This is a genomic window from Arthrobacter sp. OV608, assembly GCA_900110595.1.
GTDB lineage: Bacteria > Actinomycetota > Actinomycetes > Actinomycetales > Micrococcaceae > Arthrobacter.
This window is the reverse complement of record FOEZ01000004.1, coordinates 14,047-35,283: the sequence shown is the minus strand read 5'-3', so window position 1 is coordinate 35,283 and position 21,237 is coordinate 14,047. Positions and strand designations below refer to the sequence as shown.

At 65.9% G+C, this 21,237-nt stretch carries 21 protein-coding genes; 13 read left to right on the top strand and 8 right to left on the bottom strand.

The genetic code is table 11. The features are described 5' to 3' along the window. Nucleotides 1-20: 20 nt before the first annotated feature. Together BMX78_RS06735 and BMX78_RS06730 are read left to right on the top strand one after the other, a co-directional pair. Nucleotides 21-908: an SseB family protein gene (locus BMX78_RS06735; protein WP_091418053.1), complete on the top strand. Its 888-nt coding sequence runs from the start codon at nucleotides 21-23 to the stop codon at nucleotides 906-908. Between the two features lie 54 nt (nucleotides 909-962). Further along, the gene (locus BMX78_RS06730; protein ID WP_091418052.1) at nucleotides 963-2,348 is read left to right on the top strand and encodes an MFS transporter; all 1,386 of its coding nucleotides are present in this window, start codon (nucleotides 963-965) and stop codon (nucleotides 2,346-2,348) included. On the opposite strand, the gene BMX78_RS06725 is transcribed toward BMX78_RS06730, so the two are convergent. Then, the gene (locus tag BMX78_RS06725; RefSeq protein WP_091418049.1) at nucleotides 2,345-2,743 is read right to left on the bottom strand and encodes a DUF1844 domain-containing protein; all 399 of its coding nucleotides are present in this window, start codon (nucleotides 2,741-2,743) and stop codon (nucleotides 2,345-2,347) included. The genes BMX78_RS06730 and BMX78_RS06725 overlap by 4 nt on opposite strands. Nucleotides 2,744-3,128: 385 nt before the next feature. On the opposite strand from BMX78_RS06725, the gene infC reads away from it, so the two are divergent. The 4 genes from infC to BMX78_RS06705 all read left to right on the top strand — a co-directional run bounded on the left by infC (nucleotide 3,129) and on the right by BMX78_RS06705 (nucleotide 5,967). Beyond that, on the top strand, nucleotides 3,129-4,178 hold the full coding sequence (gene infC, locus BMX78_RS06720) for a translation initiation factor IF-3 (RefSeq protein ID WP_502686275.1): 1,050 nt from the start codon (nucleotides 3,129-3,131) through the stop codon (nucleotides 4,176-4,178). A gap of 116 nt (nucleotides 4,179-4,294) precedes the next feature. Then, nucleotides 4,295-4,489: a 50S ribosomal protein L35 gene (gene rpmI, locus BMX78_RS06715; RefSeq protein ID WP_009358635.1), complete on the top strand. Its 195-nt coding sequence runs from the start codon at nucleotides 4,295-4,297 to the stop codon at nucleotides 4,487-4,489. A gap of 116 nt (nucleotides 4,490-4,605) precedes the next feature. Further along, a complete protein-coding gene (rplT, locus tag BMX78_RS06710; protein ID WP_091418046.1) occupies nucleotides 4,606-4,992 on the top strand; it encodes a 50S ribosomal protein L20 in 387 nt (128 codons plus the stop codon). Between the two features lie 63 nt (nucleotides 4,993-5,055). After that, complete coding sequence (locus BMX78_RS06705; protein WP_091418044.1) at nucleotides 5,056-5,967, top strand: TrmH family RNA methyltransferase; 912 nt, start codon at nucleotides 5,056-5,058, stop codon at nucleotides 5,965-5,967. 82 nt (nucleotides 5,968-6,049) lie between these two features. On the opposite strand, the gene BMX78_RS06700 is transcribed toward BMX78_RS06705, so the two are convergent. After that, a complete protein-coding gene (locus BMX78_RS06700; protein WP_066274925.1) occupies nucleotides 6,050-6,325 on the bottom strand; it encodes a GlsB/YeaQ/YmgE family stress response membrane protein in 276 nt (91 codons plus the stop codon). Nucleotides 6,326-6,524: 199 nt separating this feature from the next. Here BMX78_RS06700 and BMX78_RS06695 point away from each other — a divergent pair, with 199 nt between their 5' ends. Then, entirely contained in the window at nucleotides 6,525-7,484 is a 960-nt protein-coding gene (locus tag BMX78_RS06695) for a cation diffusion facilitator family transporter (RefSeq protein ID WP_091418041.1), read from the top strand. A gap of 50 nt (nucleotides 7,485-7,534) precedes the next feature. On the opposite strand, the gene BMX78_RS06690 is transcribed toward BMX78_RS06695, so the two are convergent. Then, a complete protein-coding gene (locus BMX78_RS06690) occupies nucleotides 7,535-8,746 on the bottom strand; it encodes an MFS transporter (RefSeq protein WP_091418040.1) in 1,212 nt (403 codons plus the stop codon). 162 nt (nucleotides 8,747-8,908) lie between these two features. On the opposite strand from BMX78_RS06690, the gene BMX78_RS06685 reads away from it, so the two are divergent. Further along, nucleotides 8,909-9,355, top strand: coding sequence for a (deoxy)nucleoside triphosphate pyrophosphohydrolase (locus tag BMX78_RS06685; RefSeq protein WP_091418037.1), 447 nt, complete (start codon nucleotides 8,909-8,911; stop codon nucleotides 9,353-9,355). 15 nt (nucleotides 9,356-9,370) lie between these two features. Here BMX78_RS06685 and BMX78_RS06680 read toward each other — a convergent pair whose 3' ends face one another. The 3 genes from BMX78_RS06680 to BMX78_RS06670 form a co-directional block, all read right to left on the bottom strand. Next, nucleotides 9,371-10,474, bottom strand: a complete 1,104-nt coding sequence (locus BMX78_RS06680) for an Rv2578c family radical SAM protein (RefSeq protein ID WP_091418034.1) — start codon at nucleotides 10,472-10,474, stop codon at nucleotides 9,371-9,373. 66 nt (nucleotides 10,475-10,540) lie between these two features. After that, nucleotides 10,541-11,266: an SIMPL domain-containing protein gene (locus BMX78_RS06675; RefSeq protein ID WP_091418032.1), complete on the bottom strand. Its 726-nt coding sequence runs from the start codon at nucleotides 11,264-11,266 to the stop codon at nucleotides 10,541-10,543. A gap of 3 nt (nucleotides 11,267-11,269) precedes the next feature. After that, complete coding sequence (locus BMX78_RS06670) at nucleotides 11,270-11,767, bottom strand: hypothetical protein (protein ID WP_286138827.1); 498 nt, start codon at nucleotides 11,765-11,767, stop codon at nucleotides 11,270-11,272. 200 nt (nucleotides 11,768-11,967) lie between these two features. Here BMX78_RS06670 and pheS point away from each other — a divergent pair, with 200 nt between their 5' ends. Next, nucleotides 11,968-13,029, top strand: a complete 1,062-nt coding sequence (gene pheS, locus BMX78_RS06665) for a phenylalanine--tRNA ligase subunit alpha (RefSeq protein ID WP_091418030.1) — start codon at nucleotides 11,968-11,970, stop codon at nucleotides 13,027-13,029. 2 nt (nucleotides 13,030-13,031) lie between these two features. Further along, nucleotides 13,032-15,575, top strand: a complete 2,544-nt coding sequence (pheT, locus tag BMX78_RS06660) for a phenylalanine--tRNA ligase subunit beta (protein WP_091418027.1) — start codon at nucleotides 13,032-13,034, stop codon at nucleotides 15,573-15,575. A gap of 90 nt (nucleotides 15,576-15,665) precedes the next feature. Here the strand turns inward: pheT and BMX78_RS06655 are convergent, their stop codons facing one another. Together BMX78_RS06655 and BMX78_RS06650 are read right to left on the bottom strand one after the other, a co-directional pair. Next, complete coding sequence (locus BMX78_RS06655; protein ID WP_091418025.1) at nucleotides 15,666-16,631, bottom strand: quinone oxidoreductase family protein; 966 nt, start codon at nucleotides 16,629-16,631, stop codon at nucleotides 15,666-15,668. A 77-nt stretch (nucleotides 16,632-16,708) separates the two neighbouring features. After that, nucleotides 16,709-17,800 (bottom strand): fatty acid desaturase family protein, encoded by a 1,092-nt coding sequence (locus BMX78_RS06650; protein WP_091418022.1) that lies wholly within the window; start codon nucleotides 17,798-17,800, stop codon nucleotides 16,709-16,711. Between the two features lie 171 nt (nucleotides 17,801-17,971). On the opposite strand from BMX78_RS06650, the gene argC reads away from it, so the two are divergent. The 3 genes from argC to argB are packed head-to-tail and all read left to right on the top strand — an operon-like array spanning nucleotide 17,972 to nucleotide 21,168. Continuing rightward, nucleotides 17,972-19,003, top strand: a complete 1,032-nt coding sequence (gene argC, locus BMX78_RS06645; protein ID WP_091418021.1) for an N-acetyl-gamma-glutamyl-phosphate reductase — start codon at nucleotides 17,972-17,974, stop codon at nucleotides 19,001-19,003. Next, on the top strand, nucleotides 19,000-20,166 hold the full coding sequence (gene argJ / locus BMX78_RS06640; protein ID WP_091418018.1) for a bifunctional glutamate N-acetyltransferase/amino-acid acetyltransferase ArgJ: 1,167 nt from the start codon (nucleotides 19,000-19,002) through the stop codon (nucleotides 20,164-20,166). Before argC ends, argJ begins: the two co-directional genes overlap by 4 nt. Before the next feature lie 42 nt (nucleotides 20,167-20,208). After that, complete coding sequence (gene argB / locus BMX78_RS06635) at nucleotides 20,209-21,168, top strand: acetylglutamate kinase (protein ID WP_050055635.1); 960 nt, start codon at nucleotides 20,209-20,211, stop codon at nucleotides 21,166-21,168. Nucleotides 21,169-21,237 lie beyond the last annotated feature (69 nt).

Below are 21,237 nucleotides of genomic sequence, written 5' to 3'. Positions count from 1 at the left end.
AAGCAACGAGCAGCCACGCCATGTCCAGCACCGAACCCGGATCCGGCACCCCTGCACAGCGCCACCTCCCGGGCCACATCGCCGCGGCTCTGGCCGGCGCCGGAGGTGCCACCGACTCGGCCGGCCAGCCCTGGGCGGGCCGGAGCCTGGCCGGGGACGATGCCAAAATCCACAATTTTGAGGACGACGACGGACTGGCCGACACCGGCTACGTGGCCGCACTTGCGGCCCTGCAGGCGGGACAGGGGGACGAGGCAGCTGTCGTTGCCTCCCTCGCAACCGCCCGGGTTTTTATCCCGATCGTTGCCCAGCTTGCCGAAGAAGCCGAAGGCCAGGACGGCCTGCACGCCGACAAACAGGCGGACATGGCCCTGGTGACCCTCAAAGCCGCCGACGGCCGGACCGCCATGCCGGCGTTCACATCCGCCGAGGCACTCAGCGCGTGGCACCCGGAGGCGCGGCCGGTAGCGGTCTACGCCGCCCGCGCGGCCCTTTCGGCCGTGGCGGAAGGTGCCGAACTGCTGGTCCTTGACCCGGGCTCGACCGTCACCTTTGTGGTCCGGCGCCCGGCCCTGTGGGCCTTGGCCCAGCAGCAGGACTGGATCCCTTCCTACACAGATCAGGTCCTTGCACGCCAGATGCGGGAGGCTGCGGCCGGCTTCCCCGCCGTGCGGAGCCTGGAGCTCCTGCCGGGCAGGGGAGTAGCTTCGCGTACAGCCGACGGGTCCGTCCTTTCCGGCGGAGGCGCCGGTCCCGAGCTGCAGGTGGTCCTGTACCTGGAGGACGGCCTGGACGCCGCGGCGGTGCAGGAACTGGTGGCAGGACTCCAGGCCCAGTGGTCCCGGAATGTATTGTTTGGTGAGCGGGTCGACTCAATCGAGGTAAAACTGCGGCGCGCTGAAAACTAGCTGCGGCGAGGAGGGGGATCCCCGGCCGGCTGCGGCAGACCGAAGGATTCTTTCGTGAATTTCGCTCTCTACCGGGAGTTGCTCGCCGTGCGGCCCATCCGGCGGCTGCTCCTCGTGGGCATGATCGCCCGCATTCCGCACTCGGCTGCCGGTGTGCTGCTGACCCTGCACATCGTCCTCACTCTGGGCCAGGGATACGCCGCCGCGGGTACGGCGGCCGCTGTGATGACCATCGGCATCGCCCTCGGTGCGCCCTGGCGGGGCCGCCGGGTGGATACGGTGGGCCTGCGCAAGGCACTCATCCCGTCGGTGGTGTCCGAGACCGTGATCTGGTCCGTCGTACCGCATGTGCCCTACGAGTGGCTCCTGCCGCTGGTCTTTGTGGGCGGACTGCTCACACTGCCCATTTTCAGCGTGGTACGGCAGTCCTTGGGCGTGCTGGCCGACGGCGACCAGCGACGTACTGCCTTCGCCCTCGATGCGATCACCACCGAAGTGGTGTTCATGATCGGTCCCGCCGCCGGAGCTATCGTCGCCACCAGCGGCTTCAGCATTGCTGGCCTGACAATCGTGGGCGTTTCCACGTCCCTGGCCGGCCTGTTCCTGATGTGGTTCAACCCGCCCACCCGCAGCGCTTCGACCGCGGGCGACTGCGAGGCGGACCAGCAGCGCGCGGCGGAGGCCGCCGTCGTCTCCACCGCTCCCGCCCACCTGCAGGAAGCCGCCGCGGACCTTGCCCCGGCCGCTGCCCACACTGCCCGCAGCGCGGGCCTCAGGGCGAAGGTGGCAGGCAACTTCACGTGGTTCACCGCCACTGTTGCAGCGCTCTTCGCCGTTGCCGCCGGAGCGGGTATGGTCCTTAGCGGCACCGACGTGGGAATCGTTGCAGCGCTCGAAACCGGCGGACACCAGGCCGAAATCGGCATCGTTTTCCTGTTCTGGTGCGCGGCCTCAGTAGTGGGCGGACTTATCTACGGCGCCATGCACCGGCCTGTCCCGCCTATCGTCCTGCTCCTGGGGATGGCGGCCCTGACCATCCCGATGGGCTTCGCCCACGACACCTGGACCCTCGCCCTCGTTTCGATCCTGCCGGGGCTCCTCTGCGCACCGGTACTCTCCTCCGCATCCGAGAAGGTGGCGGACCTCGTGGACGAGGAGCGGCGGGGCGAGGCCATGGGCTGGTACGGCTCCGCCCTCACAGCTGGTGTGGCGCTGGGCGCGCCGTTGGCGGGGGTCTTCATCGACCAGGTGGGCCCGTCCGGAGGTTTCGTCTCGGTGGGCGCCGCGGGCGTCGCGCTGTGCCTCGTGGGACTGGCCCTCCAGCGGCGCCGTAGAAGCAAAATCACGGCATGGGGAGGGGCAGGAAGAGTTAAAGCGCGACGGCGGGCCTTCCCCGTGAGGTCGGCCCGCCGTCGTCAGTGTTGGCTGGTGCGGCGTTAGTTGACTGCGCCGGTGTATTTCTCGCCCGGGCCCTTGCCCGGGGCGTCGGGGATCAGCGACTCTTCGCGGAAGGCCAGCTGGAGGGACCGCAGGCCGTCACGCAACGGTCCGGCGTGCTGGGAACCAATCTCAGGGGCTGCGGCGGTGACCAGGCCGGCCAGCGCGGTGATCAGTTTGCGGGCCTCGTCCAGGTCCTTGAGCTCCTGTGCGTTCTCTTCGGCGGCCAGGCCAAGCTTGACGGCGGCGGCGCTCATCAGGTGGACGGCGGCGGTGGTGATGACCTCAATGGCCGGCACTTCGGAAATATCGCGGATCTGCTGCGAAACGTCGGCGGCGGCACCGGCCCCATCCGCGGCAGGCTCGAAAACGTATGAATTACTGTCTGGGGTGCTCATACTGGTAAGCTTGACACAGACCGACTGGATGTCGTTATTTCAGGGATCGTTCGCGAAACGATCAAAGGTTCCCAGCAGCGCCAGCGTTGCAGGGAATTTTTTTCTGTAGAATGGCATGCAGTTTGCAAGCGGAGTTCTCTCCCACCCGCGTTAGCCGCTGTTCCGCAAGTTTGATGGAATGCAAGGTTGCCGGGTACCTGGTTGGTTTGGTTCCGGCGCACGTCGGCATCGAACAAGGCGTGCCATATGGGACGCGCAACCAGTCCTCGAGGCCTTCGATTGCTCCGGCAATTGGGGGCCTTCTCTATTTGCCGGGATCCCACAACAACACAGGAGCTTTAACATTAGCGAGCCAAGAATCAATGAGCGTATCCGCGTCCCCGAGGTGCGGCTGGTCGGCCCTGCAGGTGAACAGGTAGGAATCGTCCGTATTGAGGATGCCCTGCGTCTGGCCGCCGAGTCCGACCTTGATCTCGTTGAAGTTGCACCTCAGGCGAAGCCTCCGGTGTGCAAGCTGATGGACTTCGGCAAGTACAAGTACGAGGCCGCGGTCAAGGCACGTGAAGCACGGAAGAACCAGACGAACACTGTTCTGAAGGAGATCCGTTTCCGCCTGAAGATCGACACCCACGACTACGAGACCAAGCGCGGGCACGCACTGCGCTTCCTCGGCGCCGGGGACAAGGTCAAGGCCATGATCCAGTTCCGCGGCCGCGAACAGCAGCGTCCGGAAATGGGCATCCGCCTGCTCCAGCGTTTCGCCGATGACGTTGCTGAGGTTGGTGTGGTGGAATCCAGCCCCCGCATCGACGGCCGCAACATGGTTATGGTGGTCGGCCCGCTGAAGAACAAGGCAGAAGCCAAGGCCGAAGCACGCCGTGCAACGCAGCGGGCTGAAGCAAAAGCACAGAACGAAGCCAAGGCCTCCGGCCGTGTCGACGTTTCCGGCGACGACCAGGCCCCCCTGACGCAGTCCCTCGCGGACCTGCTGCCCGAGGGTTTCACCGTCTCGACGGAACCGGAAGCAGCCCCGGAAGCTCCGGCACAGGAAGCAGCTCCCGCCGTCGAGCCTGTTGCTGAAGAAGCCCCGGCCAAGGCAGCCGAAGCTCCCAAGGCTGAGGCTCCCAAGGCCGAAGCTCCGAAGCAGGAGGCCCCCAGGGCCGCTGCTCCGAAGCAGGAGGCTCCCAAGGCCGCAGCGCCGAAGCAGGAAGCTCCCAAGCAGGAGGCTCCCAAGCAGGAGGCTCCCAAGGCAGCTGCACCGGCGCCCCAGCCTGCTGCGGAGAAGCCCGAAGCTGCCAAGCCGGCAGCGGCGGCGCCGAAGCCCGCAGCCGTTCCTGCTCCGCCGAAGCCGGTGGCCAGGCCCGCTGCACCCAAGCCCGCTGCCCGCCCTGCCCCCAAGGCAGTGCCGAAGCCGGCTGGTAAGAAGACCACTTAGTTCACAGCTGCCGGGGGTCGCCCTTCGGTAGTCAGCAACCAGCACGCCGCCCCCTGGGGCAGCTGCGCGATAGAACTGCAGGCCTCGCCTGCGGACACGTAAGGAGATCGGTTCCCATGCCGAAGATGAAGACCCACAGTGGTGCTAAGAAGCGCTTCAAGCTGACCGGCAGCGGCAAGCTGCGCCGCCAGCAGGCCAACCGCCGCCACTACCTCGAGCACAAGTCCTCCAGGCTGACCCGCCGCCTCGCCGGCGACAAGATCGTCTTCAAGGGCGACGCCAAGGTCATCCGGAAGATGCTCGGCATCTAATTTCCAAGTTCTTGACTGACCACCACCTGGTGTAAGTCACCTGCCAAAAAGCCTTCTCAGGCCGCCGGACATCCGGCAGTAGATGCTTGGGATCAGAATTTCGAAGGAGTACGCACGTGGCACGTGTGAAGAGGGCGGTCAACGCCCACAAGAAGCGCCGGGTTATCCTTGAACGCGCAAAGGGCTACCGTGGACAGCGTTCACGCCTGTACCGCAAGGCCAAAGAGCAGCTGCTGCACTCGTTTGTGTACAGCTACGGCGACCGCAAGAAGAAGAAGGGCGACTTCCGCCGCCTGTGGATCCAGCGCATCAACGCTGCATCCCGCGCCAACGGCCTCACCTACAACCGCCTGATCCAGGGCCTGAAGGCCGCTGAGGTCGAGGTTGACCGCCGCATGCTGGCCGAACTGGCTGTCTCCGACGCCAACGCGTTCGCCGCACTGGTCCAGGTTGCCAAGGACTCGCTGCCCGCCGACACCTCCGCCAGGAAGGTAGTTGCCTAGCAACGCTGCACCCGCAACGGGACAGTTCAGGAACTGGTGGCCCTAGCCACTAAAGTTTTCTGTATGAACGACACCGGGCGCCCGCAGGATTTACCACTCTCCAACCCCCGAGCAGATCGAGTGCGGGATGTGGCAAAACTTGCAGGGCGCCCGGCCCGTTTAAAGCGCGGACAGTTCCTGGCGGAAGGCCCGCAGGCGGTCCGCGAAGCGTTGAAGCTGCACCAGCAGCGCCTCACTGACGGGGCCCCGGGCGTTGTCACCGAGGTTTTTGCCAGTGCCGCCTGCCTGGACCGGTTTCCTGAATTCGAGGAACTTGCCGAGGGCACCAATGCCCGGTTGGCTACCGACGACGTCCTGGCCGCCATGGCGGACACAGTCAACCCCCAGGGCATCATTGCCGTCTGCCGGTTCGTCGACGTTGCGCTTGAGGAAGTGCTCGACGCCGGCCCGCGGCTTATTGCCGTTCTTTGCCAGGTCCGCGATCCGGGGAATGCCGGAACGGTTCTGCGGGCGGCTGACTCAGCGGGAGCAGATGCAGTAATCCTCACCGGCTCCAGCGTGGACATCTACAACCCCAAGGCGGTCCGGTCCACCGCCGGTTCCCTGTTCCACCTGCCCGTGGTGCTGAGTGCCGATGTAGCTGAACTGGCCGAGGCGTGCCGGGCCCGGGGGATCGGCATCCTGGCTGCGGACGGCTATGGTTCCCTCAATCTTGACGCGCTGCAGGACGAAAACGCCCGGCGCCGGCTGACGGGGGACAGTACCCGGTCAGCCTATGACCTGGAAAAACCCACGGCCTGGCTGTTCGGCAACGAGGCGCAAGGGCTGTCCCAGGCCGAACTCGACCTGGCCGACCACCGTGTGGCTGTGCCTGTGTACGGGGCGGCGGAAAGCCTCAACCTCGGCACGGCCGCCACAGTCTGCCTCTATGCCAGTGCCCGCTCCCAGCACCTCCCGGCAGCATTGCCGGGGTAACTAAAGTGCGGCCTTAACGGCAGCGTGGGCCCCGGATTACCGGAGCCCACGCTTGGGTGGAGAATGAAGATTTACTGGGAACTCAGGGCGCGCGTGTTGCCTTGCCGCGTCCGGTAATGGCACCGTAGATGCCGGCGACCACCAGGCCGCCTACGATGGCGAGAATCCAAGTGCCGAGATCGAAGAAGGCCAGATCGCCCTTATTGAAGAGCAGGCTGCCGATCCAGCCGCCTACTATTGCGCCTACCACGCCCAGAACCAGGCTGGTGACCCAACCGCCGCCTACCCTGCCGGGCATTACGGCTTTAACGATGGCCCCCACGATGAGGCCGAGAATAATCCAAGCAAGAAAACCCATGTCTCCTCCTTATTGTGACCGGGATAAACCCTCCCGATGAGCTTCAAGCTAACATAGGGTCCCGTGCTTGTCAGCAGGCTTAGGGCCTGTCGCGGGTGCATGCCGGCTGTTGGGGCGGGTACGGTAACTATGGGCGGAGCCGGGGTCCGGGTCCGCAAATTCCGTAGTGTTCCAAAAACCGTAAAAGAGGTGAAGCCCCTTGGCTGCAAGTGGCGGTACAAAGGCGATTATTGCGGCTCTGGCTGCCAACCTGACCATCGCCCTCCTGAAGTTTGTTGCGTACTTCCTGACGCGCTCGTCCTCGATGCTCGCCGAAGCCATCCACTCCGTGGCGGACTCCGGCAACCAGATCCTCCTGCTGGTGGGAGGCAAGAAGGCACAACGGGCGGCCAGCCCGGAACACCCGTTCGGTTATGGCCGGGAGCGGTATATCTACGCCTTCATCGTTTCCATTGTGCTGTTCAGCGTGGGCGGCCTCTTTGCCCTGTATGAGGCGTGGGAGAAGTTTCAGCACCCGCACGCCATCGAGGGCGACTTCTGGTGGGTTCCCCTGGCGGTGCTGGTGGGGGCGATCATTGCCGAATCGTTCTCGTTCCGGACTGCCATCAAGGAATCGAACCATCTACGCGGACAGCAGTCCTGGGCCAAGTTTGTGCGCAGTGCCAAACAGCCTGAGCTGCCAGTCATCCTGCTTGAGGACCTGGGTGCGCTCCTGGGCCTGGTGTTCGCGCTTATCGGCGTCAGCATGACTCTTGTTACCGGCAACGGACTCTGGGACGCCGCAGGCACGGCCATGATTGGCCTGCTGCTCGTTGCGATTGCCGTGATTCTGGCGTTGGAGACGAAGTCCCTGCTCCTGGGCGAATCGGCTTCCCGGGATGACTTGGAGCGGATTGCACAGGCCATCGAGGCCGACGGCAGCCGGATCATCCACCTCAAGACGCTGCACCTGGGACCGGAGGAACTGCTGGTGGCGGCCAAAATCGCCATTAACCGCAACGCGACCGGCGAGGAGATCGCCAAGGAAATCGACAGCGCAGAGTCACGCATCCGGACAGCAGTGCCTATCGCACGGGTGATCTACCTGGAGCCTGACCTGCACCGTTCAGATGCCCCAGGTGCCGGCCATCAGCCTGCCGCCGCGGCACCAAGGCCCTGACAACTGCCCGTCAGAAACATCACGATGCTAGCCGGCCGCTGGCCGCCTTTTCAGGAGGCGGCCAGCGGTTTTTTGCGTTCCAGCATGCCACTGGCAACGGCAACGCCGAGGCCCAATACGGCCAGGCACGCTCCCACCAGTGCGGGGGCAACATAGCCCCAACCCCAGGCGATGACCAGGCCGCCCAGGAACGCTCCGAGCGCGTTCGCGACGTTCAGGGCTGCGTGGTTCAGGGACGAAGCCAGCGACGGGGCGTCCGGGGAGGCGTCCAGGAGCCGGGTCTGCAGCGCCGGTATCAGCATGGACCCGGCAGCGCCCACCACAAACACCATCACCAGGGCTGACCAAGGCCAATGGGCGGCGATGGCATACACCACCAGGGCCACGGCGATGGCCGGCAGCACACTGTAGAGAGTTCCCATCACGGATTTGTCCGCAATCCTGCCGCCCACCACGTTGCCTGCCACCATGCCCAGCCCGTACAAGGCAACCACCAGTGGAATCATCGACGAGGGGAGGCCGGCTACGTTGGTCATGGTGTGGGAAATGTATGTGTAAGTGGCGAAGAAGCCGCCAAAGCCCACGATGCCGATCAGGATGGCGAGCCAGACCTGGAGCCGCTTCAGCGCCCCGAGTTCACGGCGGATGCTGGCGTCCGGATGAGCCTTTTGGAAGGGAACAAACCGCCAGATCAGCACCAGGGTGAGCATTCCCAGCGCACCTACCAGGATGAAGAGCAGGCGCCAGCCGTAGGTTTGTCCCACCCAGGTTGCCGCCGGGACGCCGATAACGTTGGAAATGCTCAGCCCCGCCATCACCATGGAAATCGCCCATCCACGCCGGGTGGGCGGCACCAGCGAAGCGGCGATGACCGCGGCAACACCAAAGAATGCACCGTGCGGCAGCCCGGCCGCGAAGCGTGAAACCAGCATGGAGCCGTAATCGGGGGCCAGGAAAGAGGCCAGGTTGGCGACGGTGAAGAACAGCATCAGGCCGAGGGCCAGGTTTTTGCGCGGAAGCTTAGCGCCGACGGCGGCCAGCAGCGGTGCGCCCACCACCACACCCAGCGCATAAGCGGAGATGAGGTGCCCGGCTTCGGGGGTGCTGATGGTGAGGCCCTGTTCCACTTCCTTCAGCAGGCCCATCATGGTGAACTCTGTGACCCCGATCCCCACCCCGCCCATGGCCAGCGCAATGATGGCCATGGCGATATTGGGGGAGGCGGTGCTGGTTGCCGTGGGCGACTGAATGACGCTGCTCATGTGCCTGCTTTTCGAGGTGCTGGGATACAAGGGGGCTTCAGCCACGGCAGTGGGGCTGGGTAGGGCCTGGACCACCGGGACAACCCCCGGCAAGGTGCAGGTATTCCCGGGAAAGCGGAGTGAGTGCCCGGGCCTTCCCATTGTCCCTCATAGAATGGGGCGGTGACTGGACTGATACAGGTGGTCGGCGGAGCTGTAGTGGACCGCCTCGCGAAACCTTCCCTGCTGCTCGTGGCCCGCCGCAGTGCTCCTGAGAAGCTGGCCGGCCTGTGGGAGTTCCCCGGAGGCAAAGTTGAGCCGGGTGAAGAGCCTGAGTCGGCGCTCCGCCGGGAGCTGGTCGAAGAGCTGGGGATCGGGGTGCGCCTCGGCCCTGAGCTTGCCGCGGACTCTCCCACCGGCTGGCCGCTGAATGAGCGGGCCAGCATGCGTGTCTGGTTCGCAGAGATCCTGGCAGGCGAGCCGCAGCCCCTTCAGGACCACGACGAACTTCGATGGGTGTCCTTGGCCGACCAGGATGAAGTCCTTGGCCTGCCCTGGATTCCGGCTGATTTCCCAATTGTCAGGGAGCTGCTGGCAGCACTCCAAGTGCCGGCAGCGGGCACGCGCTGACAGCAGCCCGGAGCGCTAAAACAGGGTGGCCTGCGTCGCGGGTGTCGGGGATGCCGGTGCCGTTGTGGGTTTTGGGGCCGGGATGATGCCTGCCGGGTACTCCGCTTCTTCGTTGCGGGGATCGTCCAGGTCCCGGTGGCTGAAGCCGGAAGAATCGGAGAAACCGTGACGGGCCTTGAAATAGCGGATCCTGCCGCCAAGCCAGGCCCGGTATTCCTTGGAGGCGTAGGAGCCTGCGCCATAGAGCCGGCCATAGCGGCCTGCCAGTCCGGGATGATGGGCTGCAATCCACTTCATGAACCACTCCCTGGTGCCGCCCGGCTTCAAATAGAGGGCGCCGGCAGTCACGCCGGTGGCCCCCGCGGCGGCCAGGGAGGAAAACAGGGAATCCAGGGCTTCGTCACTGTCTGTGAGCCAGGGCAGGATGGGCATGGCCATGACTCCGCAGGGGAGACCGGCCTCGCGCAGCCGGGAGACCAGCTTGAGCCGCGCCCGGGGACCGGGGGTGCCCGGCTCGATGGCTTCCTGCAATGCTTCGTTGGTCATGGCGAGTGAGATGCCCAGGCCCACTGGCACCTGGATGGCGGCGCTCTTCAGCAGCGGAATGTCCCTGGCCAGCAAGGTTCCTTTGGTCAGGATGGACAGCGGAGTGCCGGATTCGGCCAGGGCGGTAATGATCCCGGGCATCAGCTGGTATCGCCCCTCGGCACGCTGATACGGATCGGTGTTGGTGCCCAGTGCTACCTGATGGCGGCCCCAGGACGGCCGGGCCAGTTCCTTCCGGAGGACCTCCGCCGCGTTGACTTTCACCACCACCTGGCTGTCGAAGTCACGCCCGGCGTCGAAATCCAAGTAGGTGTGCGTTTTCCTGGCAAAGCAGTACACGCAGGCGTGGCTGCACCCCCGGTAAGGGTTGATAGTCCATTCGAACGGCATGCGCGAGCCTGCCGGAACCTTGTTGAGCACCGATTTGGCGGTGACCTCATGGAAAGTGATACCGGCGAACTCCGGCGTGGTGACCGACCGCACCAGCCCGGCCAGGGGAAGAAGGGCAGGAGCGGCACTACCCGCGGCTGCTTGTGCCGGCGGCGGCATCAGTGCTTGGGCATCCCATCTCATGACCTCTATTCGAATGTATGTTCGAACTTAAGTCAAGCACCCCGGCCGCCCGGAAAGCCCGCGGAACTAGTAGTCGAGCTCCCAGACGACTCTGATGGCAACGCTAACCGCGGTTTCGCCGGCTTCCACGCCAAGTGCTTCCACCGAGGCGGCGCGCTGCATCCGGGGGAGGGGCGCTGGAGGTTGCGGTCCCACCGTGTCCGTGATGGAAAGAACCGGGCCAAGCCGGGCAGAGGCGAGGCGGGCAAACTGCCCGGCGGAACGGAGCGCGTCCTCCCAGGCGGCATCCCGGGCACGTGCCCGGACCTCGGCGTCGTCCGCAAACGTCAGGTCAAGGCCGTTGAGCCGGACGTCGTTCCCGCCGGCCTCCACGGCCTCGGAAATCGCTGCCGAGGCGGACGCGGGAGTGCGCAACCTGACAGTGAGGCTGCTGGCGGCGACATATCCGGTGACAGACTGGCCTTCGCCTTCCCGCCACACGAGGTCTGCCCGGACGTTGAGCCCAGTGGTCCTGATGTCCGCACCGGCAACGCCATGGCGGCGGAACGTTGACGCCACGGCGTCGGAACTGCTGCCTGCCCGCTGCCACGCCGCGGCCACGGAATCGGCACGGCATTCCACTCCGATGGAAACCACCATCAGGTCAGGGGCAGCTTCGGCCGAGCCCGTCCCGGTGACGCTGACAGTCCCGGCGGAAGCATCGCCGTCGGACTGATGACTGGCCTGCCCGACGGCGTTGCCCGCCACATCGCGGCTCGTCGCCCCGGTTGGATGTGCGGCTTCGCCCGGCATGGTTCACGCCTCCGTTCCGGAGGGGCGTGTCATCCCCGGCAGGCGGAAGCTTCGGGGCGGTGTCCCGTGGACGGGGTAACCGCCGGCAACAAGACCCGCATGCCGTTCGAAGAAGTTGCCCGTTCCGGGATTGCCGGTCCGCAGCACCGACCACCCGGCAGCCAGGAAATAGAGCGGGAGGAATGGGGCGCCAAGGCACCAGGCGTACTGGGAACAGTGCTTTTCTTCATGGGCGAGCAGCTCCGGGCGGGCCAGCAAATCACCGGCCGTGCATCGGCACAAAATAACGTTGCCCAGAGCAAATGCTCCGGCAAACGGCACGCGCCACCGGTAGCCGGCGCCGATAATGAGTCCGCGCGGGCCCCGGCTGACATCCGTCCGTGCCAACGCAGCCACGGCGAGCCCCAGGACGGTGCTGCCGTTGGCAGCGTTGGCGAGCAGCCGCAGCACCTGCGGCCCGGTCAGCGGCGCACGAAGCGCCAAAGGCTTCCGTGGTGTCATGAGGCCATGGTAGCTGGACGGTTCAATTAGACTGGAGGGCAGTGGCCGCCGGATTTTCCGGTATGCCCTGACCTGGTCATTGAATGAACCGATATTTGCACGTGAATTAGGGGTCATTCATCCATGACCTGCCAGCGGAAGCGCTGCCGGGAAACCGGAAATGCCCGCCGGCAGCCACGACTCGTAGCTAAGAACAGTAGATGACTGAAACTTTGCCGGGCGCCGCCATCCCGAACCCCACGGATGAAGCCGCCATTACTGCCGCTGTAGACCAGGCCACCGCCGCCATCGCCGGCGCGGCCACCCTTGATGAGCTGAAGGCGGTGAGGCTCGCGCACACCGGTGAGAAATCGCCGCTGAGCCTTGCCAACCGCGAAATCGGCAAGCTGCCCAAGGACCAGAAGGCCATCGCCGGAAAGCTCATGGGCGCTTCGCGCGGCCGGGTTAACAAGGCGCTCGCGGACCGCACGGCAGAGCTGGAAGCCGAAAACGACGCCCGGATCCTCCTCGAAGAGACCGTTGACGTCACTGCCGCGCCCCGCCGCCGTCGTGCTGGTGCCCGGCACCCCCTGTCCACCCTGCAGGACCGCGTCGCGGACATCTTCGTGGGCATGGGCTGGGAAATCGCTGAAGGACCGGAAGTCGAATCGGAGTGGTTCAACTTCGATGCCCTGAACTTCAAGCCGGACCACCCCGCCCGCGAAATGCAGGACACCTTCTTCGTGGAGCCGCCCGAGGCGCACCTGCTGATGCGCACCCACACCTCCCCGGTGCAGGTTCGCTCCATGCTGGAACGCGAGCTGCCCATCTATGTGCTGTGCCCGGGCAAGGTATTCCGTACGGACGAGCTGGATGCCACGCACACGCCGGTGTTCCACCAGTTCGAGGGCCTGGCCATCGACAAGAAGCTCAGCATGGCGGACCTGCGCGGCACCCTCGAGCACTTTGCACGGCAGATGTTCGGCGACGAAGCCCAGATCCGGCTGCGCCCGAACTACTTCCCGTTCACCGAGCCTTCCGCCGAGCTGGACATCTTCCACCCGGGGGCCAAGGGCGGACCGCGCTGGATCGAGTGGGGCGGCTGCGGCATGGTCAACCCCAACGTGCTCCGCGCCGCGGGCATCGACCCGGACGTTTATTCAGGTTTTGCCTTCGGCATGGGCATCGAGCGGACCCTGATGTTCCGCAACGAAGTCGGCGACATGCGCGACATGATCGAAGGCGATGTACGTTTCAGCGAGCACTTCGGGATGGAGATCTAACAGTGCGTATCCCAATTTCCTGGCTGCGTGAATTCGCGGAGGTACCGGCCGGAGCAACGGCCGAAGACGTGATGGCCGAACTGGTCAAGGTGGGCTTTGAGGAAGAAGACGTCCACCGTCCCACGGACACCCTGAAGGGTCCCATTGTGGTGGGCCAGGTCCTGAGCCTGGTCAAAGAACCGCAGACCAACGGCAAAACCATCAACTGGTGCCAGGTCCGCGTTGTCCCCGAGGGGCAGGAGCAGACGCTCACCGGCAAGGGCATCGACCCCTCCGGCGTGCAGGGCATCATCTGCGGCGCCCACAACTTCGTTGAGGGCGACAAAGTGGTGGTCACGCTGCCGGGCGCCGTGCTGCCGGGCGACTTCCACATCTCCGCGCGCAAAACTTACGGCCACCTCTCCGCCGGCATGATCGCCTCCGTCCGCGAACTGGGCATCGGCGAGGACCACGACGGCATCCTGGTGCTGTCCCGCATCGGGCTGGACCCCGAAATCGGCACCGACGCCATGGAACTGCTGGGCCTCTACGACGAAGCCGCCGAAATCAACGTCACCCCGGACCGCGGCTACGCCTTCTCCATCCGTGGCGTGGCACGCGAATACGCGCACGCCACCGGCACGACTTTCACCGATCCCGCGTCCCGCGTAACGGCTCCCGCGGCGCTCGCCGGCGGCTACGGCGTCAAGCTCAACGACGACGCGCCCATCTACGGCAAGCCGGGCTGCGACCGCTTCGTGGCCCGGACCGTCCGCGGCGTGGACGCCACCAGGCCCACCCCGCAGTGGATGGTGTCCCGGCTCCGGCTGGCCGGCATCCGCTCCATCTCCCTGCCGGTGGACATCTCCAACTACGTGATGCTCGAACTTGGCCAGCCCACGCACTGCTACGACCTGGACAAGCTGTCCGGAGACATCGTGGTGCGCCGTGCCGCGGCCGGCGAGAAGATCACTACCCTCGATGACAAGGTGCGCACCCTTGACCCCGAGGACCTGCTGATCACCGACGACTCCGGCGCCATCGGCATCGCCGGCGTCATGGGCGGTGCGGCCACCGAGGTGGGCGACACGACGTCGAACATCCTGGTGGAAGCTGCGCACTTCGACGAGGTGTCCATCTCCCGTTCCCGCCGCCGCCACAAGCTCCCGTCCGAAGCGTCCAAGCGCTTCGAACGCGGCGTTGACTGGCAGGTGGCCGGCATCGCCGCCCAGCGCGTGGTGGACCTGCTCGTGGAGCTCGCAGGCGGCACGGCAGACGAGGCAGGAACCGACGTCGGAACCGCCCCGGACACCGTGACCATCGATCTCCCCGCGGACTTTGCTGCCGCCCGGATCGGCATCGACTTCACGGAAGAGCAGATCGTCACCTCCCTCGAGGACCTCGGCGCGGCAGTCGTAAAGCACGACGGCGGCTGGAGCGTCACTGCCCCCAGCTGGCGGAACGACCTCGAGACCAAGGAGGACCTCTCCGAGGAGATCGCCCGCCTGGTGGGCTACGACAAGATTCCCGCGACGCTGCCCGTGGCACCTCCCGGGCGCGGACTGACCCGCGTGCAGCAGCAGCGCCGCCGCCTCATCCAGGCACTGGCCGATGCGGGCCTCACCGAGGTCCTGTCCTACCCGTTTGTGTCCAAGGCCGCGAACGACACCTTCGGCGTGGCGGAACAGGGTGCGGGCCGTACGGCTGTCAAGCTGGCCAACCCGATCAGCGAGGAACAGGGCTTCCTGCGGACCTCCATCCTGCCCGGGCTCATCGAGGTGGCCAAGCGGAACCACTCGCGCGGCTTCCGCGACCTGGCGCTCTACGAGTCCGGCCTGGTGTTCCTGCCCGCCGAGAAGATGGGTACCGAATCCATCCCGCCGCTGGGCGCGAAGCCTTCCGATGAGGTGCTGGATGCCCTGTACGACGGCGTCCCCGCCCAGCCGTTCCACCTCGCCGTGGTCCTCACCGGGCATGATTCGCCGGCCGCCGCCGCGCACGCCCCGCGTGTGTGGGACTGGGCTGATGCCCTGGACATCGCCCGGCTTGCCGGTGACGTCCTGGGCGTGGAGCTCGTCGTCAGCCAGGGCAGCCACCAGGCATTCCACCCCGGCCGGACGGCCAGGCTCTCCCTGCGCACCGGAGAACTGGTGGGCTACGCCGGCGAGCTGCACCCCAAGCTGCTGGCGGCATCGGACATGCCGGCCCGGTCCGTGGCCCTGGAGCTCAACGCCGACGCACTGTTCGACGCCGCGCCCGATGTGATTGTGGCCCGCCACATCTCTTCGTTCCCGGTGGCCACCCAGGACGTGGCGCTCGTGGTTCCTGCGGACATCCCGGCCGACGACGTGCTTGCCGCACTCCGGGAAGGCGCCGGCGAACTCCTGGAAGACGTTGCACTCTTTGACGTCTACGCCGGCAAGGGGATCGAGGAAGGCAAGAAATCACTGGCCTTCGGACTCCGGTTCCGTGCCGACGACCGCACCCTGACAGCGGACGAAGCATCGGCTGCACGGGAAAGCGCGGTGGCCCTCGCCGCTGAACGCTTCGGCGCGGTGCAGCGGTAGGCAGCGCAGCCTTAACACGCGGAAGGTCCCCGCTGCCCGGATGAGTTCATCCTGGCAGCGGGGACCTTTCTGTATGTCAGCTGATGCCTGCTACGGAACCAGGAGGACCTTTCCGGTGGTCTTCCGGCCCTCAAGGTCGCGGTGCGCCTGGGCCGCCTGGGACAGCGGGTAGCGTGCGCCGATCCGGACCTTCAAGCTTCCGTTGGCTGCTGCGGCGAAAATTTCGTCCGACCGCCAGAGGCGTTCTGCTGCGTCCTGCAGATAGTGGCCCATGGTGGGCCTGGTCAGGAACAGCGATCCGCCGGCATTGAGCCGCTGCGGATCCACGGGCGGGACAGGACCCGAAGCAGCGCCGAACAAAGCCAAAGTGCCGCGCACCCGCAATGAGCTGAGCGAACCGTCGAAGGTGTCCTTGCCCACGCCGTCGTAGGCAACGTCCACGCCGCGGCCGTCCGTGAGGTCCCGGACCCGATCAGCGAAGCCGTCGTAGCGCAGGACATGGTCCGCCCCGGCGTCGAGGGCGAGGGCTTCCTTTTCGTCGGTGGATACCGTGGTGATCACTCGGGCGCCCTTTGCCTTCAGGAGCTGGATCAACAGGAGCCCCACTCCGCCGGCGCCGGCGTGCAGCAGGACGTTATGGCCGGCCTCAACCTTGAAGGTGGAGTTGATCAGGTAGTGCGCCGTGAGGCCCTGCAGCGGGAGGGCGGCGGCCGTGAAATCATCAAGGCCGTCAGGCACGGGCAGAGCTTTGTCAGCCTCCACCAGGGCATAGCCCGCATAGCAGTCCTGGCCTTCGGCGGTGGCAATACGGTCGCCGGTAACAAAGGCTGTGACGCCCTCACCGACCTCCTCCACCGTTCCGGCCGCTTCGGAACCGGGGATGAAGGGATACGGCACCTTGTACACGCCGCTGCGCTTGTAGGTGTCAATGAAGTTCACTCCGGCCGCGGCCACCTTGACCAGCAGCTGCCCGGGGCCGGGAACAGGACGCTCAACCGGAACATAGGAGAGGACTTCGGGACCGCCGGCTTGCCCGGCGACAATTGCGTGCGTCATGGGTTTCCTTCCACGGGCGGGGATTTCCTGGCCCGGTTCACCCATCCTAGGCTCCACCTGCGACGCGGCGGGGCTGTTCAGTAGCGGCGCGTAACGGTTGCCATGGGGCACTCGAAGTGGCGTCCTGCCGCAAGCCCCACCTGGTTGAGGTAGCGGACGATGATGCCGTAGGACTGCAGCAAAGTGGTCTCGGTATAGGGAACCTGGTGCTTGCTGCAATACTCACGAACAATGACGGCCGCCCGGTCCAGCTGGGGCCGTGGCATGTCCGGGAAGAGGTGGTGTTCCGCCTGGCGGTTCAGCCCGCCCAGCAGGATGTCCATAAACCGGCCGCCGGAAATGTTCCGTGAGGTCAGGACCTGGCGGCTGAAGAAATCCACCCTGCTGTCCGCAGGCAGGACAGGCATGCCCTTGTGGTTGGGGGCAAAGGAGGCCCCCATGTAAAAACCGAAGACCGCCAGCTGGACGCCGATGAAAGCGGCAGCCATTCCAGGCGGCAGGAAGGTGAAAGCCAGGACCGGGAGCAGCGCCAGCCGGACGGCGAGGATGGGAATCTCCACCCAGCGGTGCGTCACCTTTGCCCTGCGCACAATAAAGCGCACGGAATCTATCTGCAGGCCCAGCCCAACGAGCAGGAGCAGCGGAAAGAAGAACCAGCCCTGTTTCCTGGTCAGGAAGGACAGCGGGCCCTGCCTGGTGGCCGCGCCCTCGGCGTGGAAGGCGATGGCGCCGGTGGCGATGTCCGGGTCCTTGGAGACCACATTGGGGTGGTTGTGGTGCGCGCCGTGCTTTTGTTCCCACCAGGAATAGCTGATTCCCGCCACGGACGTGGCCAGCAGGCGCGCAGACCAGTCGTTGGCGCGCCGGGAGGCAAAGATCTGCCGGTGGCCGGCCTCGTGGGCGAGAAAGCTGAGCTGCGTGCAGAGGACGCCGACGGCGGCCGCGATCAGGAGCTGGAACCAGCTGTCCCCGATCAGGGCGAAGCCGAACCACGCGGCTGCCATGAGGAGGACCAGGACCGAGAACAGTGTGGCGTAGAAACCCACGCGCCGTTCCAGCAGGCCCTCGGCTTTGACGGCTTTCAAGAGTTCGGAGTAGCTCAGGACTACGGCGTTCGGCTGCCGGACACGCGGGCCACGGCGGACGGAAGTGGGTAGGGTGGTGGTCAAAGACGCCTCGTGACTGTTGCGGGCAACATTGCAGCCGACATTCGGACTGCACGGTCAGGATCACCCTCTACTCAGGATACGGCAGGCCTTCGGCCGTTAAGTCTGAGGGAGGAACGCGGGCGTATGCATAAATATCGGGCCTAGTGAATACTTTTGCTGTAAGGTGGAACCATGACTATTTCTGTTGCAGTCTCAGGCGCCAGCGGCTACGCCGGGGGAGAGGTCCTCCGCCTCCTCGCGGGCCACCCGGATGTGACCATCGGGGCCATCACAGCGCACAGCAATGCAGGTTCGCGCCTCGGCGAGCTGCAGCCCCACCTGCACGGATTGTCCAGCCGCATCCTGGAGGACACCACCGTGGAGAACCTCTCCGGCCACGACGTGGTCTTCCTCGCACTGCCGCACGGCGCCTCCGCAGAGATTGCTGCCCAGCTTCCCGAAGGGACGGTGGTGATCGACGCCGGCGCCGACCACCGCCTGGAGGACCCGGCCGCCTGGGAGAAGTTCTACGGTTCAGCCCATGCCGGAACCTGGCCCTACGGCCTGCCGGAACTGCCGGGACAGCGTGAAGCCCTCAAAGGCGCCAGCCGCATCGCCGTTCCCGGCTGCTACCCGACGTCGGCCCTGCTGGCCCTCACACCGGGGTTCGCAGCGCACCTCCTTGAGCCCGACGACGTCGTCATCGTTTCCGCCTCCGGCACCTCCGGCGCGGGCAAGGCAGCAAAAGTGAACCTGATCGGCTCCGAGGTCATGGGCTCCATGAGCCCCTACGGTGTGGGCGGTGGACACCGGCACACGCCCGAAATCGAACAGGGCCTGTCCAATGCGGCGGGGGAGCAAGTGACTGTTTCCTTCACTCCCACACTTGCGCCCATGAGCCGCGGGATCCTCACCACCGCCACTGCCAGGGTTAAACCCGGCACTTCCGCCGAACAGCTGCGCCAGGCCTGGACCGACGCGTACGACGACGAACCGTTTGTGCACGTCCTATCCGAAGGCCAGTGGCCCGCCACTAAGGCCGTCCAGGGGTCCAACCACGCGGCCATGCAGCTTGCCTTTGACGCGCACACCGGCCGCGTGATTGTCACCTGTGTCATCGACAACCTCACCAAAGGGACCGCCGGCGGCGCCGTCCAGTCCATGAACATCGCACTCGGCCTGGCGGAAACCGCCGGCCTTGACCTGCAGGGAGTAGCCCCGTGACCGTTACCGCACCCCTTGGCTTCCGGGCCGCCGGCGTCACCGCCGGATTGAAAGCCTCCGGCAACCCGGACCTTGCCCTGGTGGTTAACGACGGCCCCGCAAAAGCTGCTGCCGCGGTGTTCACCAGCAACCGCGTGGCTGCGGCCCCGGTCCACTGGTCCCGCCAGGTGGTCTCCGACGGCCGGGTGGACGCCGTGATCCTGAACTCCGGCGGAGCCAACGCCTGCACCGGGCCCACAGGCTTCCAGAACACCCACAGCACGGCCGAAAAAGTGGCCGAAGTGCTGGGTATCTCGGCCACCGATGTGTTCGTCTGCTCCACCGGCTTGATTGGTGAGCAGTTGCCCATGGACAAGATCCTTCCCGGCGTTGAGGCAGCCGCCAAGGCCCTCAGCACCGACGGCGGACCGGACGCTGCCACCGCCATCATGACTACCGACTCGGTGCCCAAGGCGGCGCTGTTCATCGGCACCGACGCGGACGGCCAGGAATTCAGCATCGGCGGCATCGCCAAGGGTGCCGGCATGCTGGCGCCCGGCCTGGCCACCATGCTGGTGGTCCTCACCACGGATGCGGTAGTGGAGCAGGAAATGCTCGACGTCGTCCTGCGCGATGCCACGCGGGTCACCTTTGACCGCGCGGACTCCGACGGCTGCATGTCCACCAACGACACCGTGGTGCTCCTGTCCTCCGGCGCCTCCGGCGCCGTGCCGTCCGCCGAGGCTTTCGGCGCCGGCCTCACCCAGGTGTGCGCCGAGCTTGCCCGCAAGCTCATTGGTGATGCCGAGGGTGCCAGCCACGACATCGCCATCCGTACCTTCAACGCGGCAAGCGAGGCCGATGCCGAAACCGTCAGCCGGTCCGTAGCCCGGTCGAACCTTTTCAAGGCCGCCATCTTCGGCAAGGATCCGAACTGGGGGCGGGTGCTGTCCGCTGTGGGTACGACGGACGCCGCTTTCGAACCGGACCAGCTCAACGTCTCCATGAACGGAATCCAGATCTGCCGCAACGGCAGCATCGGCGATGACCGTGCCCTGGTGGACCTGGAGCCCCGCGAAGTGCTCGTGGAAATCGACCTGCAGGCAGGCGACGCCGAGGCCACCATCTGGACGAACGACCTCACCCACGACTACGTGCACGAGAACAGCGCCTACTCCAGCTAGGAGCCGCGCCCCCCCGGAATAACCGTTGCGGAAAGTGACAGCATGAACACCCAGACGCGTGAAACCACCAGCATGTCCGATGCCCAGGACAAGGCCGCCACCCTGATCGAAGCGCTGCCCTGGATCCAGCGGTTCGCCGGTTCCATCATGGTGGTCAAATACGGCGGCAACGCCATGGTCAACGACGAGCTGCGCCGCGCCTTCGCCGAGGACATCGTGTTCCTCCACCACGTGGGCATCCACCCCGTGGTGGTCCACGGCGGCGGCCCGCAGATCAACTCCATGCTGGGCCGGCTGGGCATTGAATCCGAGTTCAAGGGCGGGCTGCGCGTCACCACCCCCGAGGCCATGGACGTGGTCCGGATGGTCCTCACCGGCCAGGTGGGACGCGAACTGGTGGGCCTGATCAACTCCCACGGCCCCTACGCGGTGGGCATGTCCGGGGAAGACGGCGGCCTGCTGCGCGCAGTCCGGACCGGGACCGTGGTGGACGGCGAAGAAGTGGACCTCGGGCTGGTGGGCGAGGTGGTCGGCGTCGATCCGGCAGGCATTGTGGACATCCTCGAGGCCGGCCGGATCCCGGTGATCTCCACCGTCGCCCCGGAGATCGTGGACGGCGGCGACGGCGTGGCCGGTACGGCACGCTTCCAGCCCACCGGCCAGGTCCTCAACGTTAACGCCGATACGGCTGCTGCGGCCGTGGCCTCGGCGCTGGGCGCCTCCAAGCTGGTCATCCTGACGGACGTTGAAGGCCTGTATGCCAACTGGCCCGACAAGTCCTCGCTGATTTCCTCGCTGACGGCCTCGGAGCTGCGGGACATGCTTCCCAAACTCGAATCGGGCATGATCCCCAAGATGGCCGCCTGCCTCAAGGCCATCGACGAGGGAGTGGAACGTGCGCACATCGTGGACGGACGCCTGCCCCACTCCATGCTTCTGGAAACATTCACGACGGCGGGAATTGGCACCCAGGTCGTCCCCGACGAGGAGATGAACGCATGAACGAAACTTTTGAGGTGAGTCCGGCCGGCGATGGGGGCCCCGCCCGCTTCGCGGTGCCCGACCACTCCC